16 protein-coding genes and 1 pseudogene are annotated in these 18,563 nt (G+C 69.3%); 10 read left to right on the top strand and 7 right to left on the bottom strand.

All coding sequences use genetic code 11. The features are described from left to right. Nucleotides 1–3 precede the first annotated feature (3 nt). The 5 genes from F1642_RS00415 to F1642_RS00435 form a co-directional block, all read right to left on the bottom strand. The gene (locus F1642_RS00415; RefSeq protein WP_194885175.1) at nt 4–804 is read right to left on the bottom strand and encodes a DeoR/GlpR family DNA-binding transcription regulator; all 801 of its coding nucleotides are present in this window, start codon (nt 802–804) and stop codon (nt 4–6) included. Between the two features lie 58 nt (nt 805–862). Continuing rightward, nucleotides 863–1,813, bottom strand: a complete 951-nt coding sequence (locus tag F1642_RS00420; RefSeq protein ID WP_255522019.1) for a D-ribose ABC transporter substrate-binding protein — start codon at nt 1,811–1,813, stop codon at nt 863–865. 97 nt (nt 1,814–1,910) lie between these two features. Next, nucleotides 1,911–2,945: an ABC transporter permease gene (locus F1642_RS00425; RefSeq protein ID WP_194885176.1), complete on the bottom strand. Its 1,035-nt coding sequence runs from the start codon at nt 2,943–2,945 to the stop codon at nt 1,911–1,913. A gap of 13 nt (nt 2,946–2,958) precedes the next feature. Continuing rightward, nucleotides 2,959–4,464, bottom strand: a complete 1,506-nt coding sequence (locus F1642_RS00430) for a sugar ABC transporter ATP-binding protein (RefSeq protein WP_194885177.1) — start codon at nt 4,462–4,464, stop codon at nt 2,959–2,961. Next, nucleotides 4,461–5,114 carry a DUF2291 family protein gene (locus tag F1642_RS00435; protein WP_194885178.1) on the bottom strand — a complete coding sequence of 218 codons (654 nt, stop codon included), beginning with the start codon at nt 5,112–5,114 and terminating at the stop codon, nt 4,461–4,463. Before F1642_RS00435 ends, F1642_RS00430 begins: the two co-directional genes overlap by 4 nt. A 364-nt stretch (nt 5,115–5,478) precedes the next feature. On the opposite strand from F1642_RS00435, the gene F1642_RS00440 reads away from it, so the two are divergent. The 5 genes and pseudogenes from F1642_RS00440 (at nt 5,479) to F1642_RS00460 (ending at nt 11,609) form a co-directional block, all read left to right on the top strand. Then, complete coding sequence (locus F1642_RS00440; protein WP_194885179.1) at nt 5,479–7,038, top strand: FGGY-family carbohydrate kinase; 1,560 nt, start codon at nt 5,479–5,481, stop codon at nt 7,036–7,038. 1 nt (nt 7,039) lies between these two features. Next, nucleotides 7,040–8,556 (top strand): annotated as a pseudogene (locus F1642_RS00445) (glycerol-3-phosphate dehydrogenase). Further along, entirely contained in the window at nt 8,553–9,485 is a 933-nt protein-coding gene (locus F1642_RS00450; protein WP_194885180.1) for a TIM barrel protein, read from the top strand. Before F1642_RS00445 ends, F1642_RS00450 begins: the two are co-directional and overlap by 4 nt. A 22-nt stretch (nt 9,486–9,507) precedes the next feature. Next, nucleotides 9,508–10,656 carry an iron-containing alcohol dehydrogenase gene (locus tag F1642_RS00455; protein WP_194885181.1) on the top strand — a complete coding sequence of 383 codons (1,149 nt, stop codon included), beginning with the start codon at nt 9,508–9,510 and terminating at the stop codon, nt 10,654–10,656. After that, the gene (locus tag F1642_RS00460; RefSeq protein WP_194885182.1) at nt 10,656–11,609 is read left to right on the top strand and encodes a sugar-binding transcriptional regulator; all 954 of its coding nucleotides are present in this window, start codon (nt 10,656–10,658) and stop codon (nt 11,607–11,609) included. Before F1642_RS00455 ends, F1642_RS00460 begins: the two co-directional genes overlap by 1 nt. 116 nt (nt 11,610–11,725) lie before the next feature. Here the strand turns inward: F1642_RS00460 and tkt are convergent, their stop codons facing one another. Next, nucleotides 11,726–13,750, bottom strand: coding sequence for a transketolase (gene tkt / locus F1642_RS00465; RefSeq protein ID WP_194885183.1), 2,025 nt, complete (start codon nt 13,748–13,750; stop codon nt 11,726–11,728). A 131-nt stretch (nt 13,751–13,881) separates the two neighbouring features. Between tkt and F1642_RS00470 the strand changes: the two genes are divergently transcribed. Genes F1642_RS00470 through fba form a run of 5 tightly spaced genes read left to right on the top strand, consistent with a single transcriptional unit; the run spans nt 13,882 to nt 17,877 of the window. Then, nucleotides 13,882–14,652, top strand: coding sequence for a DeoR/GlpR family DNA-binding transcription regulator (locus F1642_RS00470; protein ID WP_045982702.1), 771 nt, complete (start codon nt 13,882–13,884; stop codon nt 14,650–14,652). Further along, the gene (locus F1642_RS00475) at nt 14,649–15,410 is read left to right on the top strand and encodes a triose-phosphate isomerase (protein WP_194885184.1); all 762 of its coding nucleotides are present in this window, start codon (nt 14,649–14,651) and stop codon (nt 15,408–15,410) included. The genes F1642_RS00470 and F1642_RS00475 overlap by 4 nt, the downstream gene beginning before the upstream one ends. Then, nucleotides 15,407–15,868 carry an RpiB/LacA/LacB family sugar-phosphate isomerase gene (locus tag F1642_RS00480; RefSeq protein WP_139598899.1) on the top strand — a complete coding sequence of 154 codons (462 nt, stop codon included), beginning with the start codon at nt 15,407–15,409 and terminating at the stop codon, nt 15,866–15,868. The genes F1642_RS00475 and F1642_RS00480 overlap by 4 nt, the downstream gene beginning before the upstream one ends. Then, on the top strand, nt 15,868–16,836 hold the full coding sequence (locus tag F1642_RS00485) for a class 1 fructose-1,6-bisphosphatase (protein WP_194885185.1): 969 nt from the start codon (nt 15,868–15,870) through the stop codon (nt 16,834–16,836). The genes F1642_RS00480 and F1642_RS00485 overlap by 1 nt, the downstream gene beginning before the upstream one ends. Before the next feature lie 6 nt (nt 16,837–16,842). Beyond that, nucleotides 16,843–17,877: a class II fructose-bisphosphate aldolase gene (gene fba, locus F1642_RS00490; protein ID WP_194885186.1), complete on the top strand. Its 1,035-nt coding sequence runs from the start codon at nt 16,843–16,845 to the stop codon at nt 17,875–17,877. Here fba and F1642_RS00495 read toward each other — a convergent pair. Next, nucleotides 17,871–18,431 (bottom strand): arylesterase, encoded by a 561-nt coding sequence (locus tag F1642_RS00495; RefSeq protein WP_370582727.1) that lies wholly within the window; start codon nt 18,429–18,431, stop codon nt 17,871–17,873. The two genes, fba and F1642_RS00495, sit on opposite strands and share 7 nt — an antisense overlap. Nucleotides 18,432–18,563: the final 132 nt, after the last annotated feature.

The following is an 18,563-nucleotide window of genomic DNA, read 5'->3' on the forward strand; positions in this document are numbered from 1 at the left end:
GCGTCAGTCCCCCGTCGCGGCGATCTGGACCTCGACGCCGCGGCGGCGCAAGGCGGTGATCTGGTCGGGGGGCGTGCGGTCGTCGGTGACGATCAGGTCGAAATCCTCGATGCCGCCCATGGAATGCAGGGCGCGGCGGGTGAACTTGGTGTGATCGGCCAGCAGGATGCGGCGGCTGGCGGCGTCCAGCATGGCGCGCTTCGTCTCGGCCATCTCGGGGGACTGGTGAAAGACCTGGTCGTCGGTGACGGCGGCCATCGACAGGATCGCCACGTCCGCACGCAGGCGGCGGATCTGGGCGGTGGTCTGCGGTCCCATGAAGGCGTTGCACCAATGGTGGAACTGGCCGCCCAGACCCAGCAGCGTCATGTCGCCGATCTCCTTGATGGCGCTCATCAGCGTCAGCGAGTTGGTGATGACCGTCAGCGGCACCCGTGCGGCCAGATGCGGCACCATGCGCAGCACGGTGGTGCTGTCGTCCAGAAACAGCGCCTGGCCCGGTTCGACCTGCTGGGCCGCCAGCTGCGCGATGGCGGATTTCTGCGGACCCTGGCGGGTGTCGCGATACAGGTCGCTGGCCTCGATCAGGCTGGTGGGGGCGGCGGACACGATGCCGCGCGACTTGCGCAGCAGGCCCTTGGCGGCCAGTTCGTCCAGGTCGCGGTGCGCGGTCATCAGGCTGATGCCGAAGCGGTCGGTCAGATCCTCGATCCGCAGGCTGCCCTCGGCCATGACAGCCTGCGCGATCAGCTGGCGCCGCGCCTGCAGGCGGGCCTGTCGGCTGTCCGAGGGGATCATGTCCATGGGGATGCGGCCCTTGCGTGGGTGGGGCGCGCGCGTGACGGCGCGCGCCCCGGTGGCGTCACTGGTCCAGAACGAAGGCGGCGCTGTAGCTGTCCACGTTCTCCGGCGTGATCAGCAGGCAGTCGAACAGCTGCTTTTCGGTCTCGACCCCGGTCTCTCCGGTCTTGATGAAGGTGTCGGCCTGACGGACGGCCTCCTCGGCAAAGACGGCGACGGGCTGCAGGACGGTATAGGCCATCTCTCCGGCCTTCACCGCCTCGACGGCGTCGGGGCTGCCGTCAAAGCCGCCCACGGTCACGGCGTCCAGCTTGCCGGCCTCCTTCAAGGCGGCGATGGCGCCGAGCGCCATCTCGTCGTTGCCCGAAATGACGCCGGTGATGTCGGGGTTCGCCTGCAGCAGCGACTGCATGCGCTGATAGCCCTGGGTGCGGTCCCAGTTGGCGACCTCCTGGCCGACCTTCTCGAACTCGGGATACTGGCTCAGCACGGTCTCGTAGCCGTTCGAACGGGTCTGGGCGTTGTTGTCCGAGGGGTTGCCGAACAGCTCGACGAACTGACCGCCATCCTCGCCCATGGCCTCGACCCAGGCCTGCGCGCCCAAGGCCGCGCCCTGCGCGTTGTTCGACACCAGCTGCGCCTTGGCCAGGCCCTCCTGGTTGATCTCGGCGTTGACCAGAAAGACCGGGATGCCCGCATCGACGGCCTTCTGGACGGCACCGACCGAACCGTCGGCATTGGCCGGGTCCAGGATGATCGCGACCGACTGGTTTGTGATCGCGGTGTCGATCAGCGTGCTTTCGGTGTTGGTGTCGCCGCGATGGGCGGCCACGTTGGCGGTATAGCCCAGCTCCTCGGCGGTGGCCTTGGCGACCTCGCCCTCGGTGAACCAGTAGGGGTTGGCCGGATCGTTCACGATCACGGTGATCAGCCCCTCGGCCCAGGCCGATCCGGCCATCAGCGGCACGGTGGCCACGGCGGCCATCAGCATCCGGCGCGTCATCTTCATCATTTGGTCTCTCTCCCTTGGTGTGGTGGTCCTGCCCGGTGCGGGGCAGTCTTTCCGCGCGCCATCCCTGTGGCGCGCGGGGAAGGTCGGGGGCAGGGCCTCACGTCTTGCGCGTGCCGCTGCCGTATTGAAGCGAGTTCATCAGCACGGCCAGCACGATCACCGCGCCCGTGAACACCGTCTGCCAGTAGGAGCTGACCCCGATGATCACCAGGCCCGCAGACAGGAAGCCGATGACGAAGGCGCCCAGCATCGTGCCGCGCACGTTGCCGCGCCCGCCTGTCAGGGCCGCGCCGCCGATCACGACCGCGGCGATGGCGGTCAGTTCATACGCGTTGCCCGCCGTGGGCCCGGCCGAGGTCAGCTGCGACGCCAGGACCAGCCCCGCGGCGGCGGCCAGTGCGCCCGACACCATGTAGACGGTGATCTTGACCCGCTTGACCGGCACGCCGGACAGTTCCGCCGCACGTTCGTTGCCGCCCGATGCGTAAAGCCAGCGCCCGAAGGCCGACCGGCCCAGCATCAGCCCCGCGGCGATCGCCACGACCGCCAGCACGATCACGCTGATGGGCACACCGCCGATGCGGTAGAAGCCCAGCCAGTTGAAGCCGGTGTTGCCCAGCTCCTCGCGGCCGCGCAGGTTGTTGTAGGTCAGCCCGTTGGTCATCAAGAGCGCGATGCCGCGCGCCACATACATCACGCCCAGGGTCGCCACGAAGGGCGGCACCTTGAAGACGGCGATCAGCACGCCGTTGACCGCCCCCACCGCCGCGCCCACGCAGAGCGTCAGCACCACGACCGCCCAGACCGGCGGATAGAGGATCACGCCCATCGCGTCGATCTCGACCCCCTGCATCATCGCGCCCGCGACCACGCCCGACAGCGCCAGGATCGAGCCCACCGACAGGTCGATCCCGCCGTTCAGGATGACCAGCAGCATGCCGATGGAGAGGATGCCGAAGATCGCGACCTGGCTGGACATGATCAGCAGGTTCGACAGGGTGAAGTAGTTCGGCGACAGGAACGAGAAGACCGCGATGATCGCGATCAGCGCGAAGAAGGCGCGCCCCTCCAGGAGCAGGCGGCCGATGCTCAGGGACCGGGGCTTGGCGGGGTTGGTGGTGGTGGCGGACATGGGTTCCCTTCCCTCAGGCTGCATGGGCTTCGCCCGAGGCGGCCATGATCCGGTCCTTGGACACGGTGCTGTCGAATTCGGCCGTGATGCGGCCCTTGTGCATGACGATGATGCGGTGGGCGATGGACAGGCATTCGCTGACCTCGGAGGTGGAATAGACCACCGCCAGCCCGGACCGCGCCCCCTCCGCCAGCAGGCGGAACACCTCGGCCTTGGCGCCGATGTCGATGCCGCGCGACGGCTCGTCCAGCAGGATGGCGCGGGGCCGGGTGGCCAGCATCTTGCCGATCACGACCTTCTGCTGGTTGCCGCCCGAGAGCGACCCGATGGGGGCGGCCCCGCCCGCCGTCTTGACGGTCACGCGGCGGATGCTGTCGTCGATCAGGTCCCGTTCGGCGCGGGTGCTGGTGAACAGCCCCCGCGTGAAGCGCGCGATGGAGGCCAGCGACAGGTTCTGGCCGACGCTCATGGTCTGGACCAGGCCGTCGCGCTGGCGGTCCTCGGGGACCAGGGCCAGGCCGCGGGCGATGCGTTCGCCGATGGAGAGCTGGCTGATCTCGTGCCCTTCCAGCACGATCTGGCCGCCGGTGGCGCGCAGCCGCCCCGCGATGGTCTCAAGCAGTTCGGTGCGGCCCGCGCCCATCAGGCCATAGATGCAGACGATCTCTCCGGCGCGCACGTCCAGGTTCAGCCCGCGCACAAGGTCCTGGCCGGTGGCGTCCGGGACCGACAGGTCGCGGATCGACAGGGCGACCTTGCCCATGGTGCTGTCCGGGGGCGATCCCAGGTCGTAATTCTCGCCGACCATGTTGCGCACGATCCATTCCAGGTCGATCTGGGCGCGCGGCGCATAGGCGGTCATCACCCCGTCGCGCAGCACCACCGCATGGTCGGTGATGGTCAGCGCCTCCTCCAGGTGGTGAGAGATATAGACGATGCTGACGCCCCGCGCGGTCAGGTCGCGAATGACCTTGAACAGCACCTCGACCTCGCTGGCGGACAGCGCGCTGGTCGGTTCGTCCATGATCAGGATGCGGCTGTCCACCGACAGTGCGCGGGCGATCTCGACGATCTGCTGCTGGCCCAGGCGCAGGTCCTCGACCAGGGTCGCGGGGTCGATCTGCTCCTCCAGCTCCTCCATCAGGGCGCGGGTCTGGCGGTCCTCCTCGGCGTAGTCGACGCCCAAGGGGCCCATGATCTCGCGGCCCATGAAGATGTTGTCGCGCACCGACAGGTTCGGGGCCAGCGACAGCTCCTGGTGAATGATAGAAATCCCCCGGTCGCGCGCGTCATTGGCATTGGCAAAGGCCACCGGCTGGCCGTCCAGCACGATCTGGCCCGATGTGGGCTGGATCACGCCCGACAGAATCTTCATCAGCGTGGATTTGCCCGCGCCGTTCTCTCCGAACAGGGTGGTGACCTGGCCGCGATGGATGTCGAAGTTCACGCCCTTCAGCGCGTGGACCTGGCCATAGGACTTGGCCACGTTGCGGGCGGCAAGGACGACCTGGGCGCTCATTGGACCTCCAGCGCGACGGGGGTGATCAGCCAGTTCGACGGGTTGATCAGCCGGAACGCCCCGGTCACCGTCACCTGCTTGCCCGCCAGGGCGGTGGTGTCGATGGGGGCCAGCACCTCGGCCGCCATGGCGCGGTTGATGCCCGATCCCGCGTCCTGGTATTCGATCTGGTTCTTGAAGGCGCCGAAGGCGATGTCGCCCGGCGCGTCGCGCAGGTCGGTGCCGTTGATCGCGGGGCCGGTCTGCACGCGGACGCGCAGATCCTCGGGCAGGCCCTCGATGGTCAGCGGGTAGACCCCGGCCCGCGGCTCTCCGGCGGTGCCGGTCACGGTGACCATCATGATGGCGCCGGTCGATGCGGGCGTGCCGTATTGGGCGATGGCCGCGTCCTGATCGGCGGCGATGGCCGCGGCCAGGTCGGTGGCGGGCACGGCGCGTTCGATCACCGCGTCGCGGATGCGCGGGAATTCCTGTGTGCCATAGGTGTCGGGCGAAAACGCCTGCTGGCGGGCATCCGCCTCGGAGCCGACCTGCACCACGGTGGTATCCAGCGCGATGGCGGCCAGGACGGCCAGGCCCAGGGCCACGGACAGGATCAGGCCGCGACGGCTGGCGGCGGGGGCCCGGGGGGCGGTGGTGCTGTCGGTCATCGGTCTGCCTCTGGCTGGAACACGGGGCGGGCGGGCGCACATCTCATGGTTGATGATAACTTCACGTGATCGACCTCGCGGAGAGGATGCGCATCGGGGCCTGCTCTGCGGCGGTCGCCGCACGGGCCGCATCCAGGGCGCGAGGGCATGCGGGGCGCAAGCCTGTGCTGGCGAAAGTCATCATGCGGTCCGGCCTCCCCTCCGGTCGATTCGCGTGGCGCGGGCCTGTGATTGCGGCGATTCCGCGCATCCTTTAGGACGCGAACAGGACCAGCTTAGATGAAATAAATTGCCGTGTCCGTAAAAAAATACGTTCCCTGTGCGATCATCGTGATATAAACCGGGGCCAAGGGATGGAGGCATCATGACGGACAAGCAGCGCGACGTGCTGATCGGAATCGATGCCGGGACCTCGGTCATCAAGGCCGTGGGGTTCGATCTTTCCGGGCGTCAGCTGGGCGCGGCGGCGGTGCCGAATCGCTATACGACCGGGGCGCAGGGCGCAGCGACGCAGGACATGGCCCGCACCTGGGATGATTGCGCCGCCGCGCTGCGCGGGCTGGCCGATCATATCCCGAACCTGGCGGGGCGGACCGCGGCGCTGTCCGTGACGGGGCAAGGCGACGGCACCTGGCTGGTCGGAGACGACGGCCCGGTGGGCGATGCCTGGCTGTGGCTGGACGCGCGCGCCGCACCGACCGTCGGCCGGTTGGGCCAGGACCGCGCCCGGTTCGAGGCGACGGGCACCGGCCTGAACACCTGCCAGCAGGGCGCGCAGATGGCCCATATGGACGCCCATCACCCGGACCTGCTGGACCGGGCGCGGGTCGCGCTGCACTGCAAGGACTGGCTGTATCTGAACCTGACCGGCGTGCGGGCGACAGACCCGTCCGAGGCCAGCTTCACCTTCGGCAACTTCCGCACCCGAGCCTATGATGACACGGTCATCGACGCGCTGGGCCTGACGCATCGGCGCGGCCTGCTGCCGCCGATCATCGACGGCACGCAGGTGACCCATCCGCTAACCGCGGATGCCGCTGCGGCGACGGGCCTGCTGGCAGGCACGCCGGTCAGCCTGGGCTATGTCGACATGGTGATGACCGCGCTGGGCGCGGGCGTGCTGGGTGGGGCGGGCGACGTGGCCTGTTCGACGGTCGGCTCGACCGGGGTGCATCTGCGCGCCGTGACCGCCGACCGGGTGCATCTGAACGATCAGGGCACGGGCTATGTCATCTGCCTGCCGGTGCCGGGCGTGGTCACGCAGGTCCAGACCAACATGGCGGCGACGCTGAACCTGGATTGGGTACTGGGCCTGGCGGCGGGCATCCTGTCGGACATGGGCCAGCCGGTGACGCATCGCGACCTTGTCGCGCGGCTGGACGGCTGGCTGGGCCAAGCCGCGCCGGGGCAGATCCTGTACCACCCCTATATCTCGGATGCCGGGGAACGCGGGCCCTTCGTCGATGCGGCGGCGCGGGCCGGGTTCACCGGCCTGTCGGCGGGCCATCGCTATCCCGATCTGGTGCGCGCCGTGGCCGAAGGTCTGGGCCTGGCCATGCGCGACTGTTACGCCGCGATGGGGCCGCTTCCGTCCGAACTGCGCCTGACCGGTGGGGCGGCGCGGTCGCCCGCCCTGCGGCGCATCCTGTCGGCCGCGCTGGACGCGCCCGTCCGCGTGTCCGACCGCGACGAGGCCGGGGCCGCGGGGGCCGCGATGATGGCCGCCGTGGCCATCGGCGCCTATCGCGACATGGACGCCTGCATCGCCGAATGGGTCACGCCCCTGCTGCGCGCCCCCGAGGCCCCCGATCCCCATCTGGCCGCGACCTATGCGCGGCTGTTCCCCGCCTTTGCCGCGACCCGCGCTGCCCTGCCGCCCGTCTGGGCAGCCATGGCGCGGGCCCGCACCACGACAGGAGAGTAGGATGACCCAAGGCCACGAGATGATCGATCTGTTCGTGATCGGCGGCGGCATCAATGGCGCAGGCGTCGCGCGCGATGCCGCGGGGCGGGGCCTGTCGGTCGTGCTGTGCGAAAAGGACGATCTGGCGCAGGGCACCTCGTCGCGGTCGGGCAAGCTGGTCCATGGTGGGCTGCGCTATCTGGAATATTACGAGTTCCGCCTGGTCCGCGAGGCGCTGATCGAACGAGAGGTGCTGCTGGCCGCGGCCCCGCACATCATCTGGCCGATGCGCTTCGTGCTGCCGCACAGCCCCGACGACCGGCCCGCCTGGTTGGTCCGGCTGGGGCTGTTCCTCTATGACAACCTGGGCGGGCGGAAGAAATTGCCGGGCACGCGCACGCTGGACCTGCGCCGCGATCCCGAGGGCGCGCCGCTGCTGGACAAGTACCACAAGGGGTTCGAATACAGCGACTGCTGGGTCGACGACGCGCGGCTGGTGGTGCTGAACGCGGTCGATGCGGCGGAGCGCGGCGCGACCGTCCTGACCCGCACCGCCTGTGTGTCGGCACGCCGCGAGGGCGACGCCTGGTCCGTGACCACCCGCGACACCGTCACCGGAGAGGAACGGCAGTTCCGCGCCCGCTGCCTGGTCAACTGCGCCGGTCCCTGGGTCAGCGACTTCATCACCCGCGTGGCGGGGTCGAATTCGGCCCGCAACGTGCGCCTGGTCAAGGGCAGCCACATCATCGTGCCGAAATGGTGGGCGGGGACCAACGCCTATCTGGTGCAGAACCACGACAAGCGCGTGATTTTCATCAACCCCTACGAGGGCGACATGGCGCTGATCGGCACGACCGACATCGCCTATGACGGCCGGGCCGAGGACGTCACCGCCGACGAATCCGAGATCGACTATCTGCTGGCCGCCGTGAACCGCTATTTCAAGGAAAAGCTGCGCCGGTCCGACGTGATCCACAGCTTTTCGGGCGTGCGCCCGCTGTTCGACGACGGGCAGGGCAACCCGTCGGCGGTCACGCGGGACTATGTGTTCGACCTGGACCAGACCGGAGGCGCGCCGCTGCTGAACGTCTTCGGCGGCAAGATCACCACCTTCCGCGAACTGGCCGAACGCGGCATGCACCGCCTGACCGAGGTGTTCCCGCAGATGGGCCCCGACTGGACCGAGACCGCGACCCTGCCGGGCGGCGAGATCGCCAATGCCGATTACGAAAGCTTTGCCAACCTGCAGCGCGAACTGCACCCCTGGATGCGCGTGCGCTGGTCCAGCATTACGGTCGCCTTTACGGCGCGCGGACCAAGGATGTCGTGGCGGGCGCCATGACTCTGTCGGGCCTGGGACGCCATTTCGGTGGACAGCTTTACGAGGCCGAGGCGCGGTACCTGGTCGCCAAGGAATGGGCGCGCAGCCCCGAGGACATCCTGACCCGGCGCACCAAGCATTATCTGCACCTGACCAAGGACCAGCAGGCGGCCTTTGCCGCGTGGTTCGACGACACCCTGGCGCCGGAGATCGCGTGATGCTGACCCTGTCGCTGAACACCAACCCGCTGGTCAACCGCTTTGCCGATCCGGACGACCTGATCGACACGGTCGCGCGGGATCTGCGCATCCGCGACCTGCAGCTGACGCATGAGTTCATCAATCCCTCCTGGCCCGCGCCGGTGATCCGCCGCCTCACCCGGCAGATGCGCGCGGCGCTGGACCGGACCGGGGTGCGCGTCACCAGCGGCATGACCGGCCCCTATGGTCGGCTGAACCATTTCGGCCATCCCGATGCGGATGTGCGGCGATACTATGTCGATTGGTTCAAGTCCTTCGCGGACATCACCGCCGATCTGGGCGGTCGATCTGTGGGCACGCAATTCGCGATCTTCACCTATCGCGATTACGACGACCCCCAAAAGCGTGAGGACCTGATCCGCATCGCCATCGACTGCTGGGCCGAGGTCGCGGACCATGCGCGGGCCGCGGGGCTGGATTACGTCTTCTGGGAGCCGATGAGCGTGGGCCGCGAATTCGGAGAAACGATCCCGGCCGCCCTGGCGCTGCAGGACCGGCTGAGCGCGGCCGACATGGCGGTGCCGATGTGGATGATGGCCGATATCGACCACGGCGACGTCACCAGCCCCGATCCGGACGATCTGGATCCCTATGCCTGGGCCCGCGCCGTGCCGCGCGTCAGCCCGATCATCCACATCAAGCAGTCCCTGATGGACAAGGGCGGCCACCGCCCCTTCACCGCCGAATTCAACGCCAAGGGTCGCGTCCAGCCGGAATCCCTGCTGGAGGCGCTGGCCCAGGGCGGCGCGGTCGACAACGAGATCTGCCTGGAGCTGTCCTTCAAGGAACGCGACCCGAACGACCGGCAGGTCATCGCCCAGATCGCCGAAAGTGTCGCATTCTGGGCGCCGCATATCGACACCGGGGCGGATAAGCTGAATATCTGACCCATCATCGACAGGACGCCCCATGCCCCAGCCCTTTGCCTTTGCCACCGCCACCGAGATCCTGTTCGGCCGGGGGCAGGCGGCGATGGCCGCCGGGCGGGTCGCGGCCTTGGGGCGACGGGTCTTGCTGGTCCACGGCCGAGATCCGGGCCGCAGCGCCGCCCTGGCGCGCGATCTGTCGGCGGCAGGCTGTTCGATGGCGACTTTCGCGGTGCCGCATGAGCCGGACATGGCGCTGATCGAGGCGGGCGTTGTGGCGGGGGCGGCCATGCAGGCGGTTGTCGCGATGGGCGGCGGTGCGGTGATCGATGCGGGCAAAGCCATTGCGGCGCTGATCCCCGCCACGCGGCCGATGCTGGATCATCTGGAGGTGGTGGGGCAGGGTCTGCCGCTGGACCATCCCCCGTTGCCCTTCGTGGCCATCCCCACCACCGCCGGCACCGGGGCCGAGGTGACGCGCAACGCCGTGATCGGCGTGCCCGAGGCGCGCCGCAAGGTCAGCCTGCGCGATGCGCGGATGCTGCCGGCGCTGGCCATCGTGGACCCGGCCCTGACGGACGGCTGTCCGCGCGGGGTGACGCTGGCCTCGGGGCTGGATGCCGTCACGCAGGTGATCGAGCCCTATGTCTGCACCCGCGCCAATCCGCTGACCGACGCGCTGTGCCGCGATGCGATCCCGCGTGGGCTGGCGGCGCTGATCCGCCTGATGCAGGCCGAAGACCGCCAGGCGCGCGACGAGATGGCCTGGGTCAGCCTGTGCGGCGGCCTGGCGCTGGCCAATGCTGGGCTGGGGGCGGTGCATGGGCTGGCCGGCCCCTTGGGCGGGCTGACCGGGGCGGCGCATGGCGCAATCTGCGGCACGCTGCTGCCGCATGTGCTGGTGGCAAACCGCCGGGCGGTCACGGACCGCGCGCTGGCGGCCCGGCTGGACCAGGTGGGCGCCTGGATCGGGGCGGCGTTCGGGCGGGCCGATGCCTCGGTCGCCGAGGCCGCAGCGCTGCTGGCCGACTGGTCCCGTACGGCGGGCCTGCCGGGGCTGGACGCGCTGGGGATCGACGCGGCGGCGCGCAAGGCCGCGGCGCAGGCGGCGGCCGCGTCGTCGTCGATGAGGGCCAACCCGGCGCCGCTATCGGTCGACGATCTGGACGCCTTGATGCGGGCCGCCGCCTGATGGCCCGGCGGGGACCGGTCGATCCGGAGCAGAGCCTGGCGATCCGGGCGGCCTGGCTGCATTACGCGGGCGGGCTGACGCAGGCGGCCGTCGCCAAGCGGCTGGGCCTGCCCGGCGTCAAGGCGCACCGCCTGATCGCCCGCGCCGTGGCCGAGGGCGTGGTCAAGGTCACCATCGACGGAGAGATCGTCGAATGCGCCATGCTGGAGGATCAGCTGTGCGCGCGCTATGGGCTGGACCACTGCGAGGTTGCCCCCGACCTGGGCGAGGACGGCATGCCCCTGCGCGCCCTGGGCCTGGCAGGCGCGGGCTTCCTGCGCCGCGAGATCGAGCGGGGCGAACACAGGGTCATCGGGCTGGGGCATGGCCGGACGCTGGCGGCGGCGGTTCGGCAGATGCCGCGCTTTGACGCGCGCGCGGTGCGGTTCGTCGCGGTCTTGGGCGGGCTGACGCGCAATTATGCGGCGAACCCGCATGACGTGATGCATACGCTGGCGGAAAAGACAGGGGCGCAGGCCTTCGTGATGCCGGTGCCGTTCTTTGCCAATTCCGAAGGCGACCGGGCCGTGCTGCTGTCCCAGCCCGGCGTGCGCGACATCTTCGATCTGTCGAACAGCGCCACGCTCACCTTCGTGGGCATGGGCACGGCGGATGCGGGGGCGCAGCTGGTCGCATCCGGCATGATCGAGGCGCGCGAGATCGCCGAGATCAACGCCGCGGGGGGCGTCGGAGAGATGATGGGGTATTTCTTCGATGCCACGGGTCGCGTGCTGGACACGACGCTGAGCGCGCGGACGCTGTCGGTGGACCTGAACCGGGGGCAGGATCAGCGTATCGTGGTCATCGCCGGAGGCGCGGAAAAGGTCGCAGCCATCCGCGCGGTGCTGAACAGCGGGCGCCTGTCCGGGCTAATCACCGACGAGGCGACGGCGCGCGCGCTGATGGCGGGGTGACCCAAACGGGGACGGGTCGGGGAAACCCCGACCCGGTCGCTGCCGCTGGGCCCCGCGCGCGCTTTGCGCGCGTGGGGAGCATCGTGGAAAGGCCGCTTGCGGCCTTGGCCTTTGGATCAGTGGCCTGTCACCAGGCGGGCGCGGGCGATGATGGCCTCGGGGGTGATGCCGAACTCCTGGTACAGCCGGTCGATCGGGGCCGATGCGCCGAAGCCGGTCATGCCGATCACGTCGTCCTCGGTCGCGACATAGCGGGTCCAGCCGAACTTGCCCGCGGCCTCGACCGCGATGCGGGGTGCGGTGCCAAGCACCTGTGCGCGGTAATCCGCGTCCTGCGCCTCGAACAGCTCCCAGCTGGGCATCGACACGACCGCCACGGCCATGCCTTCGGCAGCCAGTGCCTCGGCGGCCTCCACGGCGATGGCGACTTCGGTTCCTGTGGCGATCAGGGTCACGTCGCGGCCCTCGCCGAACTGGCGGATCACATAGGCGCCCTTGGCAGTCAGGTTCTCGGACCCGGCCTCCGTGCGCAGCTGCGGGACGTCCTGGCGGGACAGGGCCAGCAGCGACGGCACGTTGCGGTTGCGGATCGCGATGTCCCAGGCCTCCAGCGTCTCGACCGTATCGGCGGGGCGCAGGACGGTCAGGCCGGGGATGGCACGCAGGGACGCCAGATGTTCCACCGGCTGGTGGGTCGGGCCGTCCTCGCCCAGGCCGATGCTGTCATGGGTCATGACATAGATCGTGCCGACCCCCATCAGCGCCGACAGGCGGATCGCGTTGCGGGCATAGTCGGAAAACACCAGGAACGTGCCGCCATAGGCGATCACGCCGCCATGCAGGTTCAGTCCGTTCATCGCGGCGGCCATGCCGAACTCGCGCACGCCATAGCCGATGTAGCGGCCGGGCGTCTCACGCGTGTACTGCGTGTCGACGGCCTTGACGCGGGTCAGGTTCGATCCGGTCAGGTCGGCCGATCCGCCAATCATCGCGGGCACGGCCGGGGTCAGCGCCTCCAGCGCCATCTGGCTGGCCTTGCGGGTCGCGGCTTTCTTGGGCGCGGCGAACAGGGCGTCGCGGGCGGCGATGACGGCCGCGTCATAGCCCTCGGGCAGATCGCCCGACAGACGCTGCGTCAGGGCCGCGCCCTTGGGGGATGCCGCCAGACGGGCCTCCCAGGCCTCGCGGTCGGCAGCGCCGCGCGCGCCGATTTCGCGCCATTCGGCCCCCAGATCGTCGGGGATCACGAAGGCGTCGTGGCTCCAGCCCAGGGCCTCGCGGGTCAACGCGCCCTCATCCTTGCCCAAAGGCGATCCATGCACGGAATAGCTGCCCGCGCGGTTGGGAGAGCCGAAGCCGATGATCGTCTTCATCGCGATCAGCGAGGGCTTGCCCGTCTCCGCCTTGGCGGCCTCCATCGCGGCATCCAAGGCGGGCCCGTCATGGCCGTCGCAGCTCTGGACATGCCAGCCGCAGGCCTTGAACCGTGCCGGGATGTCCTCGGAGAAGCTGACCGAGGTCGGGCCGTCGATGGTGATGCTGTTGTCGTCATAGAGCACGATCAGCTTGCCCAGGCCCAGATGGCCCGCCAGGCTGATCGCCTCCTGGCCGATGCCCTCCTGCAGGCAGCCGTCGCCCAGCATGACCCAGGTGCGGTGATCGACCAGGTCCTCGCCGAACTCTCCGGCCAGCGCTCGTTCCGCCAGCGCCATGCCGACGGCGGTGGCCAGGCCCTGGCCCAGGGGGCCGGTCGTGGTCTCGACGCCCTTGGCATGGCCGTATTCCGGATGGCCGGCGGTGATCGCGCCCCATTGGCGGAAATTCCTGATCTGATCCAGCGTCATGTCCTGGTACCCGGTCAGGTGCAGCAGGCTGTAGAGCAGCATGGACGCGTGCCCGTTCGACAGCACGAAGCGGTCGCGATCGGGCCAGTCGGGATTGGCCGCATCGAACTTCAGGTGGTTGCGGAACAGCACGGTGGCGGCATCGGCCATGCCCATCGGGGCGCCGGGATGGCCGCTGTTGGCGGCGTTCACGGCATCGATGGTCAGCGCGCGGATGCAGTTCGCCAGGGCGAAGTTCTGCGGGTCCAGATCGGCCTTGGCGGCGATGGCGGGGTCTTTGGGGGTGTCTAAGGGCATGGCGGTCCTCCTGTCGCGACCTCCATAACCCGCCGCTGCCATCATCACAACAAAAAATCACAAAGTCACAAAGTCGGTGTTGTTATGTGCGCGGATCATGTTATGAAACCGGCGACCAGGGGAGGGTTTGGGTGAAACGCGAGGAACGCAGACAGGCGATCATGGATCTGCTGGTCGCGGCACGCGCCGTGGACCTGGACGATCTGGCGGCCCGTTTCGCAGTCAGCAAGATGACCATCCATCGCGACCTGGACGACCTGGAACAGGCGGGCCTGTTGCGCAAGGTTCGCGGCGGCGCCACCATCGAGGCCGGCACCCAGTTCGAGAGCGATTTCCGCATCCGCGCCCTGCAGGACGGAGAGGCCAAGATCCGCATGGCCCATGCCGCCCGCGCCCTGATTGAGCCGGGGATGACCGTGATGGTCAATGACGGCTCGATGGCGGCGCTGCTGGGCGCCAGCCTGACGGAATGCGCGCCCCTGTCGGTGATCACCAACAACGCCGCCGTGATCGAGCGGCTGAAGGATGCGCCGCGCGTCACGCTGATCGCGCTTGGCGGCATCTACAGCGCCAAGTTCAACGGCTTTTTCGGCATGGTCACGGAAAGCGCGCTGGCCGGGCTGCATGCGGACCTGGCCTTCATCTCGACCCCCGCGGTGGCGGGGCTGCGGGCGTTCCACATGGACGACAACGCGGTCCGGGCCAAGCGCGCGATGATGCACGCGGCGGAACGCAGCGTGCTGCTGGTCAACCACGCGCGGTTCGGGCGCAGCGCGCTGCATGCGCTGGCCGACCTGACCGAATTCGATGCCATCATCACCGACGCGCCCCCCGCGCCCGAGGATCGCGCCGCGATCGACCGGGCGGGCATCGCGCTGACCATCGCAAAGGACCCCGCATGACCCCATTCTGGATCGGCACCAGCTGGAAGATGAACAAGACCCTGGCCGAGGCGATGACCTTTGCCCAAGGGTTGCGCGGCACCCCCGCGCCCGCGGGCATCCAGCGTTTCGTCATCCCGCCCTTCACCGCCTGCCGTCAGGTGGCCGAGGCGCTGTCGGAGACCGACGTCAAGGTCGGCGCGCAGAACATGCACTGGGACGACGCAGGCGCCTGGACCGGAGAGATCAGCCCCGTGATGCTGACCGATTGCGGGCTGGACATCGTGGAGCTGGGCCACAGCGAACGCCGCGAGCATTTCGGAGAGACGGACAGGACCGTGGGCCTGAAGACCGCCGCTGCCGTCCGCCACGGCCTGATCCCGCTGATCTGCATCGGCGAGACCCTGGCCGAGCGCGAGGCTGGCCGCGCCACGCAGGTGCTGGAGACGCAGGTCCGCGCCGCGCTGGAACCCGTGGCCGGGTCCGACGCCACGATCCTGCTGGCCTATGAGCCGGTTTGGGCGATCGGCGCGAACGGCATCCCCGCGACCTCGGATTACGCCGACGCGCGGCAGGCCGAGATCATCGCGGTCGCGCAGGACGTGCTGGGCCGCCCTGTGCCCTGCCTTTACGGCGGGTCGGTCAATCCGGGCAACTGCGCGGAACTGATCGCATGCCCGCATATCGACGGGCTGTTCATCGGGCGGTCGGCCTGGGACGTGAACGGCTATCTGGACATCCTGGCGCGCTGCGCCGCAACCATCGGAGATGACGCATGAAACTGGCAATCGCAGGGGACAGCGCGGGCGAAGGTCTGGCCAAGGTTCTGGCCGACCACCTGAAAGACCGCTTCGACGTGGCCGAGATCAGCCGCACCGACGAAGGCCCCGACGCCTTCTATGCCAACCTGTCGGACCGGGTGGCCAGCCAGGTCATGGACGGCACCTATGACCGCGCCATCCTGGTCTGCGGCACGGGCATCGGCGTCTGCATCGCGGCCAACAAGGTGCCGGGCATCCGCGCCGCCCTGACGCATGACACCTATTCGGCCGAACGCGCCGCCCTGTCGAACGACGCGCAGATTATCACCATGGGCGCCCGCGTCATCGGGGCAGAGGTCGCCAAGACCATCGCCGACGCATGGCTGGCGCAGACCCGGAACTTCGACCGCAACGGCAAGTCGGCGGGCAATGTCGACGCCATCGACGCGGTCGGCGCCAAGTACGCAGGGCGGTGATGCTGCGGCTGCCGACGGACGGGCCCGCGACGGGGCCGCTGCTGGACGACGTGCTGGCGCGCGAGGGCGCTGCGGCCATCGTGGCGGCCATCGCGCGCGCGCTTCCGCCCCTGGCCGCGCGGCTGGCGGCGGGGCGCCTGCATGGCGACCCCGAGGCCATCGTCGGCACCAATGACAGCGGCGACCGGCAGAAGGCGCTGGACGTCGCGGCCCACGACCACATGATCGCCGCCCTGCGCGCGGCGGGCGTGCAGCAGGTCCTGTCCGAGGAGGCCTTGGACATCATTCTGCTCAACGAAGGCGGCGCCTTCGACGTGGCGATCGACCCGATCGACGGATCGGGCAGCATCGGCATCGGCGCGCCCCTGGGGATGCTGTTCAGCATCCTGCCCGCCGATCCGCAGGGATTTCAGCGGACGGGCCGGGCGGTGGTGGCGGCGGGCTATGCCTCCTTCGGTCATTCGGTCGATTTCGGCTGGTCCACCGGCGCGGGCGTCCATGTCGCGACCTGGGACGCCGAGGCCCATGCCTTCCGCGTCAGCCGCCAGAACCTGCGGCTGAAGCCCCAGGCCTCGACCATCGCCTATAACGCGTCGAACGAACGCCACTGGGCGCCGGGCCTTCAGGCCTGGGCGCGCGATCTGCGCGCGGGGCGCGACGGGCTGCGCGGGCGCGATTTCAACATGCGCTGGCTGGCCGCTGCCGTGGGCGAATTGCACCGCATCCTGCTGAAGGGCGGCGCGTTCCTGTACCCCGCCGATGCGCGGCCCGGATACGGCGACGGCCGGCTGCGGCTGATCTATGAATGCGTGCCCATCGCCTTTCTGATCGAACAGGCCGGGGGCCGCGCGACCGACGGGCATGGCCCGATCCTGGACCGCGTGCCGCGCGGGCCGCATGACTTCACCCCGCTGTTCTTCGGCGCGTCCGAGGAAATCGACGCGCTTCACGCCGCCCTTCAAGGATAACATCCCATGCCGATGATCACCCTGCGCCAGCTTCTGGACCACGCGGCCGAGCATGACTATGCCGTGCCCGCCTTCAACATCAACAACATGGAGCAGGGCCTGTCGGTCATGCAGGCGGCCCAGGCCACGCGCAGCCCGGTGATCCTGCAGGCCAGCCGTGGCGCGCGGGCCTATGCCAATGACGCGGTGCTGGCCGGGCTGATCGCGGGCCTGGCGCGGGCCTATCCCGACATCCCGATCTGCATGCACCTGGACCATGGCAACGGGCTGGAAACCTGCGCGACCGCGATCCAGAACGGCTTCACCAGCGTGATGATGGACGGGTCGCTGAAGTCGGACGGCAAGACGCCCGCCGATTACGCCTACAATGCCGACATCACCCGCCGCGTGACGCAGATGGCCCATGCCTGCGGCGTGTCGGTCGAGGGAGAGCTGGGCGTGCTGGGCAGCCTTGAGACCGGCATGGGCGATGCCGAGGACGGCCACGGTGCCGAGGGCAAGCTCTCCGAGGAACAGCTGCTGACCGACCCGGACGAGGCCGTGCGCTTTGTCGAGGAGACCGGCGTGGACGCGCTGGCCATCGCCATGGGCACCAGCCACGGCGCCTACAAGTTCACGCGCAAGCCCGATGGCGACATCCTGGCCATGCATGTGATCGAGGAGATCCACCGCCGCCTGCCCAACACCCATCTGGTGATGCACGGCTCCAGCTCGGTCCCCGAGGATCTGCAGGCGATCATCAACGCCCATGGCGGCGACATCCGCCCGACCTGGGGCGTCCCGGTCGAGGAGATCCAGCGCGGCATCCGCCACGGCGTGCGCAAGGTGAACATCGACACCGACAACCGCCTGGCCATGACCGCCGCGATCCGCCGCGTGATGGCCGAACACCCGGCCGAGTTCGACCCGCGCGCCTATCTGAAGCCCGCGATGGCGATGATGGCGCAGGTCTGCCGCGACCGGTTCGAGGCTTTCGGCACCGCCGGCAACGCCGACAAGCTGCGCCCGCTGTCCCTGCCGGAAATGGCCGCGCGCTACTGATCCGCGCGGGCCAGCAGCTCCTCGACCTTGGGGCCGATCGCATCCACGATCTGCTCGACGCCGCGCGCGTTGGGGTGGATGCGGTCGTCCTGCATCAGGTCCGACAGGGACAGGCCCTGCGTGGCCTTTTCCCCGATCGGACCCAGGAAGTCGGGGACCAGCACCGCGTCGTATTCAGTGGCCAGATCGGCATACATCGCCTCGAAGTCGCGCTTGAACTCGGGGCCGTAATTGCCCGGCGCGGGCAGGCCCGCCAGCAGCACGGGCACCCCCGCCGCCTGCGTCTTGTCCAGGATCGCCGCCAGGTTCGCGCGGCTGGAGGACGGGTCGATCCCGCGCAACAGATCGTTGCCGCCAAGCGCCACGATCATCGCGTCGGGCCCGTCCGCCAGCGTCCAGTCGATCCGCGCGGCACCCCCCGCCGTGGTATCCCCCGACACGCCCGCATTGGTCACCGCGACGTCATGGCCGCGGTCGCGCAGCCACGCCTCCAGAACAGGCACGAAACCCTGATCCTGCGGCAGGCCGTATCCCTGCGTCAGACTGTCGCCCATCGCGGTCAGGCGCAGCGTCTCTGCGTCAGCAGGGGCTGCCCATGATGCCGCGATGGTGACCGCCAGCGCCGCGACGGCGGCTGTCAGGCGGTTGCCTTCGCGGGCGGGCCGACCATATCGTGCCCCGACACC

Origin of the sequence: Paracoccus sp. NBH48 (genome assembly GCF_015390265.1) — a bacterium.
Taxonomy (GTDB): domain Bacteria; phylum Pseudomonadota; class Alphaproteobacteria; order Rhodobacterales; family Rhodobacteraceae; genus Paracoccus; species Paracoccus marcusii.

Excerpts from the sequence above, each read along its gene's own strand:
- tkt (WP_194885183.1), bottom strand. The coding sequence starts at position 13,750 with ATGCCCTTAGACACCCCCAAAGACCCCGCCATCGCCGCCAAGGCCGAT.
- F1642_RS00430 (WP_194885177.1), bottom strand. The coding sequence starts at position 4,464 with ATGAGCGCCCAGGTCGTCCTTGCCGCCCGCAACGTGGCCAAGTCCTAT.
- F1642_RS00475 (WP_194885184.1), top strand. The coding sequence starts at position 14,649 with ATGACCCCATTCTGGATCGGCACCAGCTGGAAGATGAACAAGACCCTG.
- F1642_RS00455 (WP_194885181.1), top strand. The coding sequence starts at position 9,508 with ATGCCCCAGCCCTTTGCCTTTGCCACCGCCACCGAGATCCTGTTCGGC.
- F1642_RS00435 (WP_194885178.1), bottom strand. The coding sequence starts at position 5,114 with ATGACCGACAGCACCACCGCCCCCCGGGCCCCCGCCGCCAGCCGTCGC.
- F1642_RS00420 (WP_255522019.1), bottom strand. The coding sequence starts at position 1,813 with ATGATGAAGATGACGCGCCGGATGCTGATGGCCGCCGTGGCCACCGTG.
- F1642_RS00480 (WP_139598899.1), top strand. The coding sequence starts at position 15,407 with ATGAAACTGGCAATCGCAGGGGACAGCGCGGGCGAAGGTCTGGCCAAG.
- F1642_RS00485 (WP_194885185.1), top strand. The coding sequence starts at position 15,868 with ATGCTGCGGCTGCCGACGGACGGGCCCGCGACGGGGCCGCTGCTGGAC.
- F1642_RS00440 (WP_194885179.1), top strand. The coding sequence starts at position 5,479 with ATGACGGACAAGCAGCGCGACGTGCTGATCGGAATCGATGCCGGGACC.
- F1642_RS00425 (WP_194885176.1), bottom strand. The coding sequence starts at position 2,945 with ATGTCCGCCACCACCACCAACCCCGCCAAGCCCCGGTCCCTGAGCATC.
- F1642_RS00460 (WP_194885182.1), top strand. The coding sequence starts at position 10,656 with ATGGCCCGGCGGGGACCGGTCGATCCGGAGCAGAGCCTGGCGATCCGG.
- F1642_RS00495 (WP_370582727.1), bottom strand. The coding sequence starts at position 18,431 with ATGGGCGACAGTCTGACGCAGGGATACGGCCTGCCGCAGGATCAGGGT.
- F1642_RS00415 (WP_194885175.1), bottom strand. The coding sequence starts at position 804 with ATGGACATGATCCCCTCGGACAGCCGACAGGCCCGCCTGCAGGCGCGG.
- fba (WP_194885186.1), top strand. The coding sequence starts at position 16,843 with ATGCCGATGATCACCCTGCGCCAGCTTCTGGACCACGCGGCCGAGCAT.